This is a genomic window from Serratia sp. AS12 (assembly GCF_000214195.1).
GTDB lineage: Bacteria > Pseudomonadota > Gammaproteobacteria > Enterobacterales > Enterobacteriaceae > Serratia > Serratia plymuthica.
Genome location: NC_015566.1, coordinates 162,250 through 179,639, shown reverse-complemented (window position 1 = coordinate 179,639; position 17,390 = coordinate 162,250). Strand labels below are relative to the sequence as shown.

Below are 17,390 nucleotides of genomic sequence, written 5' to 3'. Positions count from 1 at the left end.
ACGGCCGTATTACATAATATCGTTAAGCATGACACCAACGCCAACCCGTGTCTGCCGGAAGTTGTAATCAATCAGCGATTCGCCGTAGCCGCTGAACACCTGAGTGTAGAAACGCACGTGTTTGGAGATCGGGTAGCTCCAGCCCAGTTCCGCACCGCCGTAGCCGCTGTTCCAGTTGTAATGGCTGTCGACGCTGAACACGCTGTCGCCCCAGGCGTAACCGACTTTCAGACGGTAATACCCCATGTATTTGGTGATATCCGGGTTGTCATCGCTGCTGTCGCTTTCCGAGAAGCGGAACCAGGGTTTCAGATCCACCTGCCAGTTACCGTTCTGCGCCATAAAACGCGCGTAGCCGCGGTTCCAGCTGCGGGAGGTTGGATCCGAACGCCCGTTGGACTGGTGGTTGAGGCCCACTTCAACGTCGCGCAGCGTCCAGCCGGCAAAGCGGTAATCTGTCGCCCAGCCGAGGAATACTTGCGGCTCGTAGTTGGTTTCGCGAAACGGCGACGACTCACCGTGATTGGAAAGCTGCCACCAGGAACGCTGAGTATAAGAGGCGCCGAGCACCGAGTTGTCGCCCAGAATGCCGCGCCACAGCGGGAAGGCCAGGCTGAGCTGGTATTTCACTTCATCCTTGCGCGCCTTCTCGGCCCAGTTGTAGGTCTTGATGGCCTCTTTGTTGATATTGCTGGTATCGGTATACAGCACATAGTTGGTGTCGTACGGATATAGCGTAAACGGGTTGTCGTGATCCTGCAGCATGTTGGCGATAATGCTGCCGCGCACTGCGGGTTTATCATGAATTTGCTGCTCTTTGGCCTCTTCCGCCTGCACCAGCAGTGGCACTGCCAACATGGCCAAAACGATCCCTGACAAAATGCGCATAACGTTCCCCACTCCAACAAAAATGACAAACTCTGAATTAAAAACAGGCCATTTTACACACAAAGGCGGTTTTGCAGCAGTGCGGTGTGCATTTATTGGATTAGTCTGGCAAGCAACAAAATATAGGCATAAAATCAACAAACGATTAACCTGGACTGACCAGTTAATAACCTCCTCACTCTCTTGAATTAAGAACGGGTATTTATGTCCACTACACCACTGACACTCGATGCTGCACGCCAGAAAATCGGCGAAATCTTTGTTTATCACATGCCGTTTAACCGCGAGCTGGGCCTTGAACTGCGCCGTTTTGAAGATGACTACGTTGAACTGAGCTTCACCAATCAGCCCAAACTGGTGGGCAACGCCGCCCAGAAGATCCTGCATGGCGGCGTGATCGCTTCAGTGCTGGACGTTGCCGCCGGGTTGGCCTGCGCCGGGAGCGTGCTGATGCGTATGGATCCGCTGATCGAAGAGGAAGTGGCCTCGCGCCTGTCGCGCATGGGAACCATAGATCTGCGCGTCGATTATCTGCGCCCCGGCCGCGGCGAGCATTTTGTCGCCTCCGCCAGCGTATTGCGCAGCGGCAACAAAGTGGCCGTCGCCCGCGCCGAGCTGCATAACCACGACGGCCTGCATATCGCCAGCGCCACCGCCACCTATCTGGTCGGGTGATTGTGTGCGGTGAGCGTCTTAAGTACACTCACCGCATCTCCGTTTTACCCATCCGAGTATCGTCATGGACGCACAGCAAACGCGGCAGGGCATCTTCTTTGCTCTCGCCGCCTATTTTATTTGGGGCATCGCCCCGGCCTATTTCAAACTGATTCAACAGGTACCCGCCGATGAAATCCTCACTCATCGGGTCATTTGGTCCTTCTTCTTTATGCTGGCGCTGATCACGCTGGGCTGCAACTGGTCGCAGGTTCGCGCCGCCTGCCGCAACCGCAAACGGCTGCTGCTGCTGGCGGTGACCGCTGTGTTGATCGGCGGCAACTGGCTGCTGTTTATCTGGGCGGTGAATAACCACCATATGCTGGAAGCCAGCCTGGGCTATTTCATTAATCCGCTGGTCAACGTGCTGTTGGGGATGCTGTTCCTGGGCGAGCGTTTCCGCCGCATGCAGTGGTTGGCGGTGATGTTGGCATTTGCCGGCGTGTTGATTCAGCTATGGCAATTCGGGTCACTGCCGATTATCGGCCTGGGGCTGGCGTTCAGCTTTGCCTTCTACGGCCTGCTGCGCAAGAAGATCGCCATCGACGCACAGACCGGCATGCTGATTGAAACCCTGTGGTTATTGCCGGTAGCGGCGGCGTACCTGTTCCTGTTCGCCGACAGCCCGACCAGCCATCTGAGCGCCAACCCGTGGTCGCTGAACCTGCTGCTGGTCGCAGCCGGCATCGTCACCACCATACCGCTGCTGTTCTTTACCGCCGCGGCGACCCGCCTGCGCCTGTCGACACTCGGCTTTTTCCAGTACCTCGGCCCGACGCTGATGTTTCTGCTGGCCGTCACTTTTTACGGAGAGACCATCGGCCAGGATAAACTGGTGACCTTCGGCTTTATCTGGGCGGCACTGCTGCTGTTTATCCTCGACGCACTTTACACTCAACGCAAATTACGTTGACGCAGGCGAGGCCCGATTGGAAATGAAGCGGGCCATCGCCGGGCCGGTCAGCAGAATGGTGAACAACCGCAGCGTCTGCATCGCCATCACAAAGGACATATCCACCCGGCTGCCCGCCGCAATGATCGCCACGGTGTCCAGCCCGCCCGGGCTGGTCGCCAGATAGGCGGTCATCAGATCCACCGGCAGAAAGCGGGTCAGCATCCACGCCAGCAGCCCGCAAAACAGCATCAGCGCCACTATCGACGCCACCATCTGCGGCAAGGTACGCAACGCCAGCAAAAATATCGGCCGGGTAAAACGCAATCCAACGCTCCAGCCAATCAGGGTATAAGCCAGCGCCAGCAACCATTCCGGTACCTGCAACGCCATCGCGCCGCTGGAGTGAAGCGTTGCGCCGATAACCATCGGTAAAAGCAGCGCACCGGAAGGGATGCGCAGCCGGGGCCCCAGCCAGGCGCCGACAACGGCGATACCCAGCGTCGCGAGAAAACGCCAATCCAGCGGCGGAAACCATTCCAGCGCAACGCTGCCGTGGCCCGCCTCATCGCCCAGCCCAATCCGCGCCACCATGGCCGCCGCCGTGGCGACGAACAGCACCCGCAGGTACTGCATGAAAGCCACTAATCGGACATCTGCACCGAAATCTCCCGCCATCGCCACCATCGCCGAAGCGCCGCCAGGCGATGAACCCCAGGCACCGGTCGGCCCCGGCAGCCCGCTGAAACGCACCAGACACCAGCCGGAAACGCCGCTGGCCGCCAGCGTGGCAAAGAGTACCAGCAGCACCAGTGGCCAGTCGTCGAGTAACGGCGTGAGGATAGCGGGGGAAAGACTTTGCGCAATCATGCAGCCCAGCACCGCCTGCGCGACGATAAACAGGCGAGCGGGAATGCGCACCGTGGCACCCAGCAGCCCCATCGCCACGCCGACGATCATCGGTCCCAGCAACAGCGCAGCGGGAATATGAAATGTTTGCAGGCCAAACCCCAGCGCCAGCGAAGCCAGCAGCAGGAGCAGCCATTGAGACCAGCGGGGCAACTTCTCCATCAACACTCACGCCTTACGGGCAGATGAGACGAGGCGTCATTGTACCCCTATTTAGCAGGCTAAGCGTTGAGGTAACGCAGAAATAACGGGCGACCGGGTCGCCCGCCGGCTTACAGCCAGTTCTTGCGCTTGAAGTACAGGTAAGGGGCCAGCCCCGCGAGGATCATCAGGCTGATGGCGCCCGGATAACCGAACGACCACTTCAGCTCCGGCATGAACTCAAAGTTCATCCCGTAGCTGGAAGCCACCAGCGTGGGCGGCAGGAACACCACCGAGACCACCGAGAAAATCTTGATGATGCGGTTTTGTTCGATATTGATAAAGCCCATCGCCGCTTGCATCAGGAAGTTCACCTTCTGGAACAGCGATTCGTTATGCGGCAGCAGGGATTCGATGTCGCGCAGCACTTCACGCGCCTGTTCCAACTGGCCGGTCGGCAGGCGCGCCTTGCGCACCAGGAAGTTAAGCGCGCGTTGAGTATCCATCAGACACAGACGCACTTTCCAGCCGATATCTTCCAGTTCCGCCAAGGTTGACAGCGCTTCATCGTATTCGTCGCCCTGATGGCCTTCCATGATCACCCGGCTGAGCTTTTCCAGATCGCTATAGATGTTTTCGATCTCGTCCGCCAACTGCTCAATCTTGGTTTCGAACAGATCCAGCAACAGCTCATAGGCATTGCCGTCAACCATCGTCAGATTGCGGGCGCGCATGCGATACAAACGAAACGCCGGCAGTTCGCGTTCGCGCAGGGTATACAGCCGACCGTCGCGAATGGTGAAGGCCACGGTCGAGTTGCCGGCGTGATCTTCCGCATCTTCAAAATAGAAGAAGGAGTGAATATGCAGGCCATCTTCATCTTCGAAGAAACGCGCGGAGGCTTCGATGTCGTCCAGCTCCGGGCGTGTCGCCAGGCTTTGGCCCAGCTCGTTTTGCACGCGCTCACGCTCGCCCTCTTCCGGTTCAACCAGATCAACCCACAATGACGAGGTGAGATCATCCGAGTCATCCAACTCCAAACGGGACAGGCGACTGTTATCTAATTTAAACGCGCTTAGCATGTGCCAAAACTCCCTATCGGTGACAGGTGCAGACAACGCGTGGAAGCACAGAAACAGAGGGGTGTTGCATCACCAGCTTGTTTCAGACCATGAAGGATCTGACTCGTAGCGACGCTTTGCGGGGCCGCCGACAACCACGAAGGCCATCAGCTCAATGGGATAGCCTTAGAAGTTGTACCTGTTGTTGTCCAGGTCAGTGAGCCAGTATCTACTGGGTGTGTCCAAGGCGTATGTCCTCATTGATAATCGTGCGCGCATGTTACGCCGAGAAGAAAAAGCCTGTCAACACGTTAGACAGGATAATTGCGCAACAACTCATCACCATGACAAATGACGAAAAGCGCGCTTAACCCGAAGTAAAGCGTGCAGAAAAAGTCTGCGGCGATCTCTGACCGCATCCGGGAAAGTTGCTAAGATTAGGCCACTATTAGCCTGCGGATTTAGCCGATGAAACAGATTACCGCCCACGACCTGACCGCGATGAGCGAACAGGCTGCCAAAGTGGCGCGCCTGCGCGCGCACCGTACATTACACGAAGAGTTAAGCGATCCGGTACAGCGCTTGGCGATTGCCATGGAGCCGGGCACCTATATCCGCCCGCACCGTCATCCGCAAACCTGGGAGCTGCTGACGCCGCTGCGCGGCCGTTTTGTCGTGCTGCAATTCAACGATGACGGCGTCGTCACCCATCGCACGCTGCTCGGCGAAGAAACCAAAGTGCTGGAGATGCCGGCATTTACCTGGCATGCGGTGCTGTCGGTCGATGCGGGCGGCGTGGTGTTTGAAGTGAAACAGGGGCCATATCAGCCGCTGTCGGAAGAAGACTGCATGTCATGGGCGCCGGCGGAAGGCGGTGAGGGCACCGAAGCGGTGATGCGTTGGTATGCGACCGCACAAATCGGCGACAGTTACGCTCACTGATTTGGCTGATTGCAGGGGACTTTCCCCTGCAACTCGCCGGCCTTATACCGTCTCCAGCCGGGCGTAGGCCGCCACCAGCCACTTGATGCCTTCGCCCGGAAACGCAATTTGCAACCGGCTGTGTTCGCCGCTGCCTTCCAGATTGACGATGGTACCCTCGCCAAACTTGGGATGGCGCACCCGCTGGCCAAGCTTGTAGCCGGTGTCGTTTTCGCTGATCGGCGTGCCCATGCGGCGGTGATTCACTGGCCGCGATACGCTGGCGCGCAGCCGCACTTCTTCCACACAGTCTTCCGGCAGTTCGCCGATAAAACGTGAAGGCCGGTGATAAACCTCTTTGCCGTACAAACGGCGCGTTTCGGCATAGGTCAGCGTCAATTTCTGCATGGCGCGCGTCAGGCCAACGTAGGCCAGCCGGCGCTCTTCTTCCAATCGCCCGCCTTCGTCCAGCGACATCTGGCTCGGGAACATCCCCTCTTCCATACCGACGATAAACACCAGCGGAAACTCCAGCCCCTTGGCGGAGTGCAGGGTCATCAGTTGCACCGCATCCTGGTAAGCATCTGCCTGCCCCTCGCCCGCCTCCAGCGCGGCATGCGACAGAAACGCCTGTAGCGGCATCAGATCCTGATCTTCATCCTGATAGCTGTACTGCCGCGTCGCCGTCACCAGTTCCTCGAGGTTTTCTATACGCGCCTGACCTTTTTCACCCTTCTCCTGCTCGTACATGATGAACAGCCCCGAATCGCGGATCACCCGGTCGGTCTGCACATGCAGCGGCATATCTGCGGTTTCGTGCGCCAGGGAATCCACCAATTCGGTAAAACGTTGCAGCGCGGACGCCGCACGCCCGGCCAGCACTTTGTCCTGCAACAGCGCACGGGTGGCCTGCCACAGCGTCAGTTGGCGATCGCGCGCCGTGCGGCGCACTTCGTCCAGCGTTCGGTCACCAATACCGCGCGTCGGGGTATTCACCACGCGCTCAAACGCCGCGTCGTCGTTACGGTTGGCGATCAGCCGTAAATAGGCCAGCGCATCCTTGATTTCCTGACGTTCGAAGAAGCGCTGCCCGCCATAAATGCGGTACGGCATGGCCGTTTGCAACAGCGCCTCTTCCAGCACGCGCGACTGGGCATTGCTGCGGTAGAGTATCGCGCAGTCATTCAGCGCACCGCCGTTTTCCTGCCAGGTTTTGATGCGGCCGACGACAAAGCGCGACTCGTCGAGTTCGTTGAACGCGCAATAAATGGATATGGGTTCGCCTTCGGCCCCCTCGGTCCACAGGTTTTTACCCATGCGCCCGCCGTTGTTGGCGATCAAGGTATTGGCGGCCTTCAGGATATTGCTGGTCGAACGGTAGTTCTGTTCCAGGCGCACGGTTTGCGCACCGGGGAAATCCTTCAGGAAGCGCTGGATGTTTTCCACCTGAGCGCCGCGCCAGCCGTAAATTGACTGGTCATCGTCGCCGACGATCATCACGTTGCTGTTATTGCCGGACAGCAGGCGGATCCAGGCGTACTGGATGCTGTTGGTATCCTGGAACTCGTCCACCAATACGTTGGTAAAGCGCTCGCGGTAGTGATTGAGGATATGCGGCTTGTTCAGCCACAGCTCATGGGCGCGCAGCAGCAGTTCGGCAAAGTCCACCAGCCCGGCACGGTCGCAAGCTTCCTGATAGGCCTGATAGATACGCAACCAGGTCGCTTCCACCGGGTTGTTATAGGTTTCAACGTGCTGCGGGCGCAGGCCCTCGTCTTTTTTGCCGTTGATGTACCACATCGCCTGACGCGGCGGCCATTGTTTTTCGTCGATATTCAGCGCCTTAACGATGCGCTTCAGCAGGCGAAACTGGTCGTCGCTGTCGAGGATTTGGAAATCCTGCGGCAGATTGGCGTCCATATGGTGGGCGCGCAGCAACCGGTGAGCCAGGCCGTGGAAGGTGCCGATCCACATGCCGCCCTGGCTGGTGCCAATCAGGTGTTCGATACGGTGGCGCATTTCCGCCGCCGCTTTGTTGGTGAACGTCACCGCCATAATCGAATACGGCGAGCAGTTCTCTACCGACAGCAGCCAGGCGATGCGATGTACCAGCACCCGGGTTTTACCGCTGCCCGCGCCGGCCAACACCAACAGGTTGCAGCGTGGCGCCGCCACGGCTTCGCGTTGTTTTTCATTCAGGCTGTCGAGCAGATCGGAAACGTCCATAGGCACCATTAATTGGTAAGGGAAAACGCGCCTGGGACGCGTTTTCCACTGGGAATTTATACAGAGTTCTGGCAGGGATTATAACAATGCTGTCAGCGATGCCAACTGCGAAATCTCAATATGTGGCAGCAGACGGCTGTCCGCGACCTGCATCAGGTTGCGTTGGCGGTCGTTGATCCAGCAGGCCTGCAGGCCTGAGCGCAAGGCCCCGGCAACGTCGGTGGTCAAATCATCGCCAACGTGCAGAATGCGCTCGGCGGGGACCCCTAACCGTTCTGCGGCCAACCGGTACATGTCCTGATAGGGTTTGGCGCGGCCATCCGGCCCGGAACGCAGCACAAACTGGAAGTAACCGTCCAGCCCGCACAGCGCCGGATCGGCATTGCCGTTGGTGATCGCCACCAGCGGGAAACGCTCCCCCAGCGCTTTCAACGTGGCGTGAGTCGCCTCCGGCACCTCGATGCGGCTGCGCCACAACGCAAAGTTCTGCATCGCCGCGTCGGCGCCGACGGCAGCCTCGGCATCCCGCAGCCCCTGACGGCTCAGCGCCAGATGAATAGCGCGCCAGCGCCACTGGGTGACGTCGTGATAAATCTCCGGATCCTGCTCGCGCAGCTCCTGGCGAAGGCGATGAAAATCCGCCGACTGCAAGTGATTCAACCCAGGATGATAATTCTGCAGAAAGGCTACCGACTGCAGCTCGGTCTGCCTGATCACCGGGCGGTTGTCGTACAGCGTGTCGTCCAGATCGAAGGTCAGCGCCGCCAGCGGGCGCAGAGGACGATAGAAATGCATCAGGATTTCCCCCGTTTGGCGCGCGGATGCGCAGCATCGTACACGTTCGCCAGATGTTGAAAGTCGAGGTGGGTATAGATTTGGGTGGTGGTGAGGTTGGCGTGGCCGAGCAGTTCCTGCACAGCACGCAGGTCACCGCTCGACTCCAGCATATGGGTCGCAAACGAATGGCGCAGCTTGTGCGGATGAATATGGCTGTTAACGCCCTGCTTGACGCCCCACTCGGCAAAACGCTTTTGCACGTTGCGGGTCGAGATGCGTTTTCCCTGATTGGACAGGAACATCGCGTCGTCTGTCGGGCCGAACAGGTCACGCATCGCCAACCAGTGCTCCAGCCAGGTAACGGCGGTGCGACCAATCGGCAGTTTGCGTTCTTTGCTGCCCTTGCCCAGCACCCAAATATCACCGGCGGCCAGATCGACATGACGGCAATCCAGCCCCACCAACTCCGACAGACGCAACCCGGCGCCGTACATCACCTCCAGCATGGCGCGATCGCGCACCGCCAGCGGATCGTTAAGATCGATATTCAACAGCTGATTCACTTCATCGACATCGATATTTTTCGGCAGATGACGACCGCTGCGTGGCGTTCGGATACCTTTGGCGGGATTGGCGACCAACGCGCCCTGGCTAACCTGCCAGTCGAGGAAGCTGCGCAACGCAGACAAGCGCAGCGCAAGGCTGGAAGACTGCAGGCCCGAGCGTTTACTGCGTGCCGCCAGCATGCGGACTTTGGCGGCGTCCAGCGCCGGCCATTCAGTCACGCCCATCTCCTGCGCCAGCGCCATCAGCGCCTGCAGTTGGCGAGAATAGCTGAGCTGAGTGAGCGGGCTGAGCTGACGCTCAACCTTCAGATAGCGCAGGAAAGCGTCCACCGGCTGTTGCAGGCTGGCCGCTACCGGGGTCATGCTCGTTCTATCCAGCGTTCCAGCAGTTCAGGCAGCATGCGCGCCAACTGATTGAGCATCACGGTGCCCATACCCTGCTGATAGTGTTGCGTATCGCGGCTGCTGAAAATCACCATGCCCAGTTCGCCGTCTTCGCCCAACATCGACAACGCGACCGAGCCAACCAGCTTGGCCTGCGGCAGCAGCAACAACAGCTCGGGGCCATTCAGGCTACCGAGGAAATGCTGTTGGTCACCCAGGCGCTGAATACGCAGCGGTTCAAACGACGAACGCGTCAGGGCAAGATGGGTGAAGTCGGAAGGCGCGCCGATTTTCCAGCTTTCGGAAAACAGGCGGATGTTGGCGCCGGCCAAACCGAAACCACGCGCCCAGCGTTGCAGGCGGTTGAGCATGTCTTGCAGACTGCTGGCGGTCGCCAGATTGGCCTGCAGATGCAGCAAGCTGGCAAACAGCGTTTCATTGGCGCTGGCCTGCTCCATCAGCAGGGTGATCTCTTCTTCGAGCCGGCCAATATGGTTGCGCTGGCGCGCCAGATGCCACTCGACCAGCGACACGGTTCCGCGAACGGGATGGGGGACGCGCATCTGTTCAACCAAACGCGCATTGCGAATAAAGAAATCCGGGTTTTGCAGCAAAAACTGCATTACGGCGTCGTCATCAAGCTCAATGCCCGTGACAGCCTGGTCCTCAACACTCTTCATAGATGAATAAATCCGTCATATACATGGGTTGCCGGACCGGTCATAAACAGCGGGTTGCCCGGCCCTTTCCAGCGAATATGCAGACTGCCGCCCGGCAGTTCTACATGCACCTCTTCTGACAGCAATTCTTGTTGAATCCCCACTGCCACTGCCGCACAGGCTCCGCTGCCGCAGGCCTGCGTTTCACCGGCGCCGCGCTCATAGACCCGCAGCTTGATGTGTTCACGACTGACGATTTGCATAAAACCGATATTGGCCCGTTCCGGGAAGCGCTCATGCCCTTCCAGCACTGGCCCAAGCAGCTCTACCTTGGCGGTTTTTACATCATCCACCTGTAAAACACAATGCGGATTGCCCATCGACACCACGCCGCACAGCACCGTATGTTCCGCCGCACGCATGATGTATGTCCTTTCCTCTTTGGTGGCGCGAAACGGCACCGCCTGAGGATCAAAATTCGGTTCGCCCATATTCACGCACACCAGATCGTCGTCGGTGACGCTGAGCACCATGCGCCCGGTTTGGGTGCTAACGCGGATGTCGCGTTTGTTGGTCAGCCCTTTCAGCCGCACAAAACGGGCGAAACAGCGGGCGCCATTACCGCACTGCGCCACTTCACTGCCGTCGGCGTTGAAAATGCGGTAGTGGAAATCAAGTTCCGGATCGTAAGGCGGTTCTACCACCAGCATCTGGTCAAAGCCAACGCCCAAGTGCCGATCGGCCAATCGGCGGATCAGTTCAGGTGAAAAATAGACATTCTGTGTAACGGCATCGACCACCATAAAGTCGTTGCCCAGACCGTGCATTTTGGAGAACTGCATATCATACTCCGCTATCTGGACGCGCTATCCGTCTTGGGTTTGCGGCGACGCCCCGCCACCGCAAATCAGGTGTTACTGGTCGCTCATCGACGGTTTTTGCTGAGAGACAGAGGTTTCCTGCTGATTTTTCTGTACCTGATCGCCCGTTTGTACCGGCGGAGTGGCCGATTTCTGGCTACCAGGTTCGGCCGGTGGGAAATACAGCGGGCCTTTCAGACCGCAGCCGGAGAGCCCGACAAGCAGAACTGCCATCAGCGCATAGCGTAGTTGTTTTTTCATTTGCATTAATGCCTGTAATTCATGCGTCCAAGATCTCTATAATCGCAGGTGGATCATGAAAAGCAATAGGAATTGATTATGAACGACAGTGAGTTTCACCAGTTGGCTGACCAACTGATGCTTAATATTGAAGAGACACTGGACGATTTTGACGGCGATGCGGACATCGATTACGAAACTAACGGCGGCGTAATGACGTTAAGTTTCGAAAATGGCACCAAAATTGTGATCAACCGTCAGGAGCCGTTGCATCAGGTGTGGCTGGCAACCAAAACCGGCGGCTATCACTTTAACTACCGGGACGGCGCCTGGTTCTGCGATCGCAGCGATCGCGGGTTCTATCCGTTGCTCAGCGAAGCGGCCAGCGCACAGGCCGGCGAAGACGTGCATTTTGCCTGATAAGCCGCTGATTCCGTAGGGCCTGCCCTACGGAATCAATGCAACTGGAATTGCTGCTTCAGCGGCTGAGCGGCACCATCGGCCAGAGTAACGCACAGGCTCGACAGGACATTGCTGCGGAACGGGATCACCTGGGTACGATCATCCAGCTGAACTATCTGGTAGAACTGCGGCAGGTTGAAGTTGATAAAGCTGGAACCGTAAGTGAAGCGATCGTGTGAAGAAGAATAGAAACGGCTCACGTCACGCACCAACTCCTCTTTACTGCCTTCACAATGGTGGTAAACCTCCACCCGGTTAGACTCATCCAGAATATAGATGTTAAAGCCTTTATCGTCCGACGTGTCTTCGAAGAAGAACTGAATGATCCCCTCACTGGCGAAACCATCCACTACCGGCGGCAAGTGCACTTGATCGGTTTCCACTTTGATCGACAGGCCGTGCAATTTGTTGTTGGAAATGGCGCCGTAGAATTCCACCGCGTTTTCCAGCTTTTGCACCGATACGCTCAGGCGCTCAAAGAACAGGCCCCAGGTCTGGCCAGCGACGCGCACCGCTTTGAAACGACCCGGTTCCAGGCGGGTGCTGGACAGACGCAGCTCTATGCATTCCGACACCAGTTGCTGTATGCGGGTACGGATAAGACCACGCAGATGCTGGCTGTAGCAGAACACTTCCACCGATTCCGGGGGCGCGGCGTCCTGATGCATTTTACCGAGAATGGTCTTCAGCGCTTCCAGCACCGATTGCTCACCGCTGAAATGCAGGGTACGCACTTCGTTCCATGAGTTGCGGTACAGCAGATCGATACTGCCCACCAGGCATTGCTGCTGCTGGCCAAAGCTGAACACGTCGAGCTTGCGGAAATCGAAATGCACCACCTGGTTGCGGAAGGCGGCGGTTGGATCGTTTTCCAGATTGACGATAATCGCCAGATGGCGAATTTCACACGGGCTGTACAAAGCTTTCGGTGTCGGCGCCGCCAGGCGCAGCGGGAAGTGATGCGATACGTCGGCTACCAGTTCCTGCAGTTTGGCCGTGTCGCACAGGTTGCCGCTCTTGATGTGCAGGCGGGTCTGCGGCGTCAGCAGGCCGTTGAAATAGGCCCAGGCCACCAGCTTGTTCAGGTAGCGGTTATATTCCAGCGGTTGGTGGCTGACGATGGAATCCATCGCCGGCGCCTGATTGTACAGATACCAACCGGTGCGGTTGGCGCGGCCAATCGGCACATGAATAAAGGTTAAGTCGTTTTCCGACAGGTCCGGTGAGATCTGCGGATTCACCAGCGTTACCTTGCCGGGCAGGGCTTCAAACGCCGCATACAGCTTGCGGGTAAGCACACCGATATCCTGCGGGCTGGCGCTGACGCTGAGGTTGTTACGGCGCGCGAAGCGGATCAGGTTGCGGTAACTCTGCATCATCGCATCCAGCAGCTCGTTGTGCGCTTCACGCACGCGCTCGATCTTCCAATTGGCGCGGTTATCCAGGATAGCCAGGCGCTCTTCGTCCCAGCCCCATTCGCTGACCAACTGGCTAAGGATTTCGCGGCGCCAACCAACGCAGGCGTTAGCGCGCGACAGTTTTTCACAGACTTTCAGATAGAAACAGCGGCGGACGAGATCGAGGCGGGTGGTGTCGTTGATTTGGTTCAGATAATGCGTGACGCGTTCGAGCATCATGCAGTAGGAGTCAAGCCCGAAGCAGACGATCTCGCCTTCATGCAGGCGGTGTTTAATGTCCATCGCCAGCAGTTGGGTATTCGGGTATTCCCAGGAATAGGCTTCCAGCAGCAAGGTCTTCAGCACGGCCTTGTAAGGCGAATCGATGCTCTTGTACAACTGCCACAGGCTGGCGCCAAAATATTCTTCCGCCGACAATGTGCTCAGGCCGCCGAGATCCAGCCATTCGTTCGGCGTCAACGCGCCTTGCGAATACAGCGACAGCACATACTCATCGTAATGCGCTTCTTCTTCGCCCGGCACCATGTTCCACAAAATACGTTTGCCGGCCAGGCGCACCGCGGTGCGGTAAAACTCGTCCAGCAGCAGGATATGTTGTGTGGATCCGCAGTTCTCGCCACCCAGGCTGCCGCTTTCGTTATGGCGGAAGCGGTTTTCATCGATCAGGAAGAAGCTGACTTCTACGCCCATCGATGCCGACCATTTTTCCAACAGGCTGCATTTTTCCTGCAGACGGCTACGCTCTTCGTTATCCAGCCAGGACTGATGGCACACCCAGATGTCGAGATCCGAGCTGCAGCTTTGGCCGATAGACGAAGTGCTGCCCATGGAGTAAACGCCGGTAATCGGCAGCTCACCGCTGGCCAGCTTGTCAAACGGGCTGCCCCATTTGTCTTCTAAATCGTTGAGGTAATCTTGCTGGATTTCATCAGGCGTGTAGAGGCAAACGCCGTGGGGAACGTTACCGTTCAGATAGCCCGGCATCAGTGGGTGATGGTGGTGCAGTAAGGTAGGCAGCAGACTGTATACCCGTTGAAACGCGGGCTTCATGGCCGCTAGGGCGCGATCGACTCGTAATTGGTTGATCGCATCCAGTCTCTGCTTCAGTGTCTCGATGTAGAGGTACAAGACGTCTCGCCTGATTATCCCGGTGTTTAGAAAAAACCCGTATTCCATAAGCGCCGTTAGTGTTGGAAGAATATTTGGCAACTTATTGTTGGAAACGTGATCAATTTAACACCTTGCTGATTGACCGTAAAGGAGGTAACGCTCCACTATTATTGTAGCGCTTCTCTAAACGATTTACCCGCAGTGTCAACTGCCCCAAAATACATCACACGTCCCGTTGATTCCGTTGTCCTTTCTTCGCCTGTGGCTTCTTGCACTGACAGTTTTCGCACTCAGTGGTAGGATAAACGGCGAATTATAAAAACGGTAACAAGCATGTTAGACAAAATTATTCGAATTGCCACCCGACAAAGCCCGCTAGCACTCTGGCAAGCACATTATGTGCAACAGCGCCTGATGGCCAGCCACCCCGGCCTGCAGGTTGAACTGGTGCCAATGGTCACAAAGGGCGACATTATTCTGGATACGCCGCTGGCGAAAGTCGGCGGTAAAGGCCTGTTTGTTAAAGAACTTGAGTTGGCGTTGCTGGAAGGCCGCGCCGATATCGCCGTCCATTCGATGAAAGACGTCCCGATAGATTTCCCCGCAGGCCTGGGCCTGGTGACCATTTGTGAGCGTGACGATCCGCGCGACGCCTTTGTTTCCAATCGTTTTGCCTCGTTCGATCAGTTGCCGCAGGGCAGCGTGGTTGGCACCTCGAGCCTGCGCCGTCAGAGCCAGTTGCGCGAACGCCGGCCGGATTTGATCGTGCGCGATTTGCGCGGCAACGTCGGTACCCGCCTGGCCAAGTTGGATAACGGTGATTACGACGCCATTATTCTGGCGGTCGCCGGGTTGAAACGCCTGGGGTTGGAGCAACGTATCCGCAGCCCATTGAGCCCCGAAGAGTGCCTGCCGGCCGTCGGTCAGGGCGCGGTGGGCATCGAATGCCGTCTCGACGATGACGCCACCCGTGCGCTGCTCGCACCGCTTAATCACACCGCAACCGATATCCGCGTGCGCGCTGAACGGGCGATGAATACGCGGCTGGAAGGCGGTTGTCAGGTGCCGATCGGCAGCTATGCCGAACTGGAAGGCGACAGCCTGTGGCTGAGAGCCTTGGTCGGCTCACCGGACGGTAGCCAGATGGTGCGCGGCGAACGTCGCGGCCCGGCGGCCCTGGCCGAACAAATGGGCGTTGAGCTGGCGGAAGAACTGCTGGCGCGTGGCGCACGTGAAATCCTGCACGACGTTTATCAGGGAAATCCCTCGGCATGACGATTTTGGTAACCCGCCCTTCTCCTTTTGGAGAACAACTGGTGAGCCGCCTGCGCGCACTCGGCCGGGTTGCCTATCATGCCCCGTTGATCGATTTCGCCCCCGGCCGCGATCTGCCCAAACTGCCGCAGGCGTTGCAGCAACTTAATGATGGCGATCTGGTGTTTGTCGTGTCGCAGCATTCGGTGAACTACGCCAACTCGGTCATTGGCCGCGCCGGGCTGACATGGCCGGCACGTCTGACCTATTATGCCATTGGCCGGGCAACCGGGCTGGCGATGCACCGCATCAGCAGCCTGCCGGTGGAGTACCCGCGCGAGCAGCAGATCAGTGAAACGCTGTTGCTGCTGCCGGCGTTGCAGAAGCTGGATGGCAAGCAGGCGCTTATCCTGCGCGGCAACGGCGGGCGCGAGTTGCTCGGCGACCGGTTGAGCGAGCGTGGCGCCAACGTCAGCTATTATGAATGTTATCAACGCAGCCCGGTGCACTATGATGGTAGTGAGCAAAGCGCCCACTGGCAACGTGCCGGTGTAGATACGCTGGTCGTCACCAGCGGTGAAATGTTACAACAGCTCTATACTTTAGTTCCTGACTACTATCGTTCTTCGTGGCTGTTACGTTGCCGCCTGGTAGTAGTGAGTGAACGCCTGGCTACCCTCGCCCAGGAATTGGGCTGGAGCATGATTCGGGTAGCTGATAACGCCGATAATGACGCGCTGATCCGCGCGCTACAATAAACCTGACTATGGGATGTACCACTATGACGGAACAAAATACCCCATCCGCCCCGGTTGAAGAACCCACCCCAGCGGTTGAGACCTCCCAGCAGCCAGACGCTGACCGCCGCAAAGGGAAAAATACCGGTCCTGTGCTCGGCGCGATCGCTATCGTGCTGGTTATCGCACTGGGCGCGGGCGGCTATTACCACACACATCAGCAGGCGCAACGGCTCATCGCCGCCAACCAAGCTCTGCAGCAACAGCTTGATGGGCTGAAACAGAGCCAGCAGCAGGAAAGAAGCGCGCTGGAAGGTCTGTTGCAACAACAGGGCAAAACGCTGGACGCCGCCGACCGCGAGCAGGCCACTCTGGCCCGGCAGCTTAACGAGCTGCAGGAAAAGGTCGCGACCATCTCCGGCAGCGATGCCAAAACCTGGCTACTGGCGCAGGCCGATTTCCTGGTGAAAATGGCCGGGCGCAAGCTGTGGAGCGATCAGGACGTGACCAGTGCAGCGACGCTGTTGAAAAGCGCCGATGCCAGCCTGGCGGACATGAACGACCCCAGCCTGCTCGAGGTTCGTCGCGCCATCACCGAAGATATCAGCACGCTGTCCACCCTGACCCAGGTCGATTTCGACGGCATCATTCTCAAGACCAATCAGCTGTCTAACCAGGTCGACAATCTGCGTCTGGCGGATAACAACAGCGACGAAGCGCCAATGGATCAGGACAGCAGCGAGCTTTCCAGCTCGATTGGCGAATGGCGGCAGAACCTGACCAAAAGCTGGCACAATTTCATGGCCGACTTTATTACCGTCCGCCGCCGCGATGCCAGCGCCGAACCGCTGCTGGCGCCGAATCAGGACATCTATCTGCGCGAAAATATCCGTTCGCGCCTGCTGGTGGCTGCGCAAGCTATCCCGCGCCATCAGAATGAGACGTACAAACAGTCGCTGGAAACCATCTCCACCTGGGTACGCGCCTACTTCGACACCACCGACCCCGCCACCAAAGCTTTTCTGGAAGAGTTGGATAGCCTGAGCCAGCAGTCGATCTCCATGGACGTGCCGGATCAGTTGAAAAGCCAGCCATTGCTGGAAAAACTGATGCAGACCCGGGTGCGCAATCTGCTGACCCAGTCCCCTGCCGCTCATCAGGAGGGGTAAGC

At 57.9% G+C, this 17,390-nt stretch carries 17 protein-coding genes; 7 read left to right on the top strand and 10 right to left on the bottom strand.

Translation table 11 applies throughout. The features are described from left to right. Positions 1–9: 9 nt before the first annotated feature. On the bottom strand, positions 10–888 hold the full coding sequence (gene pldA, locus SERAS12_RS00780; protein ID WP_013811058.1) for a phospholipase A: 879 nt from the start codon (positions 886–888) through the stop codon (positions 10–12). A gap of 204 nt (positions 889–1,092) precedes the next feature. Here pldA and SERAS12_RS00775 point away from each other — a divergent pair, with 204 nt between their 5' ends. Both SERAS12_RS00775 and rarD read left to right on the top strand, forming a co-directional pair. Beyond that, complete coding sequence (locus SERAS12_RS00775; protein WP_013811057.1) at positions 1,093–1,563, top strand: thioesterase family protein; 471 nt, start codon at positions 1,093–1,095, stop codon at positions 1,561–1,563. 64 nt (positions 1,564–1,627) lie between these two features. Then, positions 1,628–2,515: an EamA family transporter RarD gene (gene rarD / locus SERAS12_RS00770; protein ID WP_013811056.1), complete on the top strand. Its 888-nt coding sequence runs from the start codon at positions 1,628–1,630 to the stop codon at positions 2,513–2,515. On the opposite strand, the gene SERAS12_RS00765 is transcribed toward rarD, so the two are convergent. Beyond that, positions 2,507–3,565, bottom strand: a complete 1,059-nt coding sequence (locus SERAS12_RS00765) for an AbrB family transcriptional regulator (protein WP_013811055.1) — start codon at positions 3,563–3,565, stop codon at positions 2,507–2,509. The two genes, rarD and SERAS12_RS00765, sit on opposite strands and share 9 nt — an antisense overlap. A gap of 110 nt (positions 3,566–3,675) precedes the next feature. Continuing rightward, positions 3,676–4,626: a magnesium/cobalt transporter CorA gene (gene corA, locus SERAS12_RS00760; RefSeq protein WP_004950926.1), complete on the bottom strand. Its 951-nt coding sequence runs from the start codon at positions 4,624–4,626 to the stop codon at positions 3,676–3,678. Positions 4,627–5,073: 447 nt separating this feature from the next. Here corA and SERAS12_RS00755 point away from each other — a divergent pair, with 447 nt between their 5' ends. After that, complete coding sequence (locus SERAS12_RS00755; RefSeq protein ID WP_013811054.1) at positions 5,074–5,547, top strand: WbuC family cupin fold metalloprotein; 474 nt, start codon at positions 5,074–5,076, stop codon at positions 5,545–5,547. Positions 5,548–5,589: 42 nt separating this feature from the next. On the opposite strand, the gene uvrD is transcribed toward SERAS12_RS00755, so the two are convergent. From uvrD to SERAS12_RS00725, 6 genes are all read right to left on the bottom strand, one after another. Then, entirely contained in the window at positions 5,590–7,752 is a 2,163-nt protein-coding gene (gene uvrD, locus SERAS12_RS00750; protein WP_006318315.1) for a DNA helicase II, read from the bottom strand. 78 nt (positions 7,753–7,830) lie between these two features. After that, a complete protein-coding gene (gene yigB, locus SERAS12_RS00745; RefSeq protein WP_013811053.1) occupies positions 7,831–8,547 on the bottom strand; it encodes a 5-amino-6-(5-phospho-D-ribitylamino)uracil phosphatase YigB in 717 nt (238 codons plus the stop codon). Then, a complete protein-coding gene (gene xerC / locus SERAS12_RS00740) occupies positions 8,547–9,458 on the bottom strand; it encodes a tyrosine recombinase XerC (protein WP_013811052.1) in 912 nt (303 codons plus the stop codon). Before xerC ends, yigB begins: the two co-directional genes overlap by 1 nt. After that, positions 9,455–10,159, bottom strand: coding sequence for a DUF484 domain-containing protein (locus SERAS12_RS00735; protein WP_013811051.1), 705 nt, complete (start codon positions 10,157–10,159; stop codon positions 9,455–9,457). The genes xerC and SERAS12_RS00735 overlap by 4 nt, the downstream gene beginning before the upstream one ends. Next, entirely contained in the window at positions 10,156–10,980 is an 825-nt protein-coding gene (gene dapF / locus SERAS12_RS00730) for a diaminopimelate epimerase (protein WP_004950915.1), read from the bottom strand. The genes SERAS12_RS00735 and dapF overlap by 4 nt, the downstream gene beginning before the upstream one ends. A gap of 72 nt (positions 10,981–11,052) precedes the next feature. Beyond that, a complete protein-coding gene (locus tag SERAS12_RS00725) occupies positions 11,053–11,259 on the bottom strand; it encodes a lipoprotein (protein ID WP_305808861.1) in 207 nt (68 codons plus the stop codon). 78 nt (positions 11,260–11,337) lie between these two features. Here SERAS12_RS00725 and cyaY point away from each other — a divergent pair, with 78 nt between their 5' ends. Continuing rightward, positions 11,338–11,658, top strand: coding sequence for an iron donor protein CyaY (gene cyaY, locus SERAS12_RS00720; RefSeq protein ID WP_006318320.1), 321 nt, complete (start codon positions 11,338–11,340; stop codon positions 11,656–11,658). Positions 11,659–11,693: 35 nt separating this feature from the next. Here the strand turns inward: cyaY and SERAS12_RS00715 are convergent, their stop codons facing one another. Then, positions 11,694–14,246, bottom strand: a complete 2,553-nt coding sequence (locus SERAS12_RS00715; RefSeq protein ID WP_041415814.1) for a class I adenylate cyclase — start codon at positions 14,244–14,246, stop codon at positions 11,694–11,696. 315 nt (positions 14,247–14,561) lie between these two features. On the opposite strand from SERAS12_RS00715, the gene hemC reads away from it, so the two are divergent. The 3 genes from hemC to hemX are packed head-to-tail and all read left to right on the top strand — an operon-like array spanning position 14,562 to position 17,388. After that, on the top strand, positions 14,562–15,503 hold the full coding sequence (gene hemC / locus SERAS12_RS00710) for a hydroxymethylbilane synthase (RefSeq protein WP_013811048.1): 942 nt from the start codon (positions 14,562–14,564) through the stop codon (positions 15,501–15,503). Further along, positions 15,500–16,240 (top strand): uroporphyrinogen-III synthase, encoded by a 741-nt coding sequence (hemD, locus tag SERAS12_RS00705; RefSeq protein ID WP_004950904.1) that lies wholly within the window; start codon positions 15,500–15,502, stop codon positions 16,238–16,240. The genes hemC and hemD overlap by 4 nt, the downstream gene beginning before the upstream one ends. Positions 16,241–16,263: 23 nt before the next feature. Then, positions 16,264–17,388: a uroporphyrinogen-III C-methyltransferase gene (gene hemX / locus SERAS12_RS00700; RefSeq protein ID WP_013811047.1), complete on the top strand. Its 1,125-nt coding sequence runs from the start codon at positions 16,264–16,266 to the stop codon at positions 17,386–17,388. Positions 17,389–17,390 lie beyond the last annotated feature (2 nt).

What these genes read in the sequence shown, in the direction of transcription:
- hemC (WP_013811048.1), top strand. Translation starts at nt 14,562, where the DNA reads ATGTTAGACAAAATTATTCGAATTGCCACCCGACAAAGCCCGCTAGCA.
- yigB (WP_013811053.1), bottom strand. Translation starts at nt 8,547, where the DNA reads ATGCATTTCTATCGTCCTCTGCGCCCGCTGGCGGCGCTGACCTTCGAT.
- uvrD (WP_006318315.1), bottom strand. Translation starts at nt 7,752, where the DNA reads ATGGACGTTTCCGATCTGCTCGACAGCCTGAATGAAAAACAACGCGAA.
- SERAS12_RS00755 (WP_013811054.1), top strand. Translation starts at nt 5,074, where the DNA reads ATGAAACAGATTACCGCCCACGACCTGACCGCGATGAGCGAACAGGCT.
- pldA (WP_013811058.1), bottom strand. Translation starts at nt 888, where the DNA reads ATGCGCATTTTGTCAGGGATCGTTTTGGCCATGTTGGCAGTGCCACTG.
- SERAS12_RS00775 (WP_013811057.1), top strand. Translation starts at nt 1,093, where the DNA reads ATGTCCACTACACCACTGACACTCGATGCTGCACGCCAGAAAATCGGC.
- cyaY (WP_006318320.1), top strand. Translation starts at nt 11,338, where the DNA reads ATGAACGACAGTGAGTTTCACCAGTTGGCTGACCAACTGATGCTTAAT.
- SERAS12_RS00725 (WP_305808861.1), bottom strand. Translation starts at nt 11,259, where the DNA reads ATGAAAAAACAACTACGCTATGCGCTGATGGCAGTTCTGCTTGTCGGG.
- hemX (WP_013811047.1), top strand. Translation starts at nt 16,264, where the DNA reads ATGACGGAACAAAATACCCCATCCGCCCCGGTTGAAGAACCCACCCCA.
- dapF (WP_004950915.1), bottom strand. Translation starts at nt 10,980, where the DNA reads ATGCAGTTCTCCAAAATGCACGGTCTGGGCAACGACTTTATGGTGGTC.
- SERAS12_RS00765 (WP_013811055.1), bottom strand. Translation starts at nt 3,565, where the DNA reads ATGGAGAAGTTGCCCCGCTGGTCTCAATGGCTGCTCCTGCTGCTGGCT.
- rarD (WP_013811056.1), top strand. Translation starts at nt 1,628, where the DNA reads ATGGACGCACAGCAAACGCGGCAGGGCATCTTCTTTGCTCTCGCCGCC.
- SERAS12_RS00735 (WP_013811051.1), bottom strand. Translation starts at nt 10,159, where the DNA reads ATGAAGAGTGTTGAGGACCAGGCTGTCACGGGCATTGAGCTTGATGAC.
- xerC (WP_013811052.1), bottom strand. Translation starts at nt 9,458, where the DNA reads ATGACCCCGGTAGCGGCCAGCCTGCAACAGCCGGTGGACGCTTTCCTG.
- corA (WP_004950926.1), bottom strand. Translation starts at nt 4,626, where the DNA reads ATGCTAAGCGCGTTTAAATTAGATAACAGTCGCCTGTCCCGTTTGGAG.
- hemD (WP_004950904.1), top strand. Translation starts at nt 15,500, where the DNA reads ATGACGATTTTGGTAACCCGCCCTTCTCCTTTTGGAGAACAACTGGTG.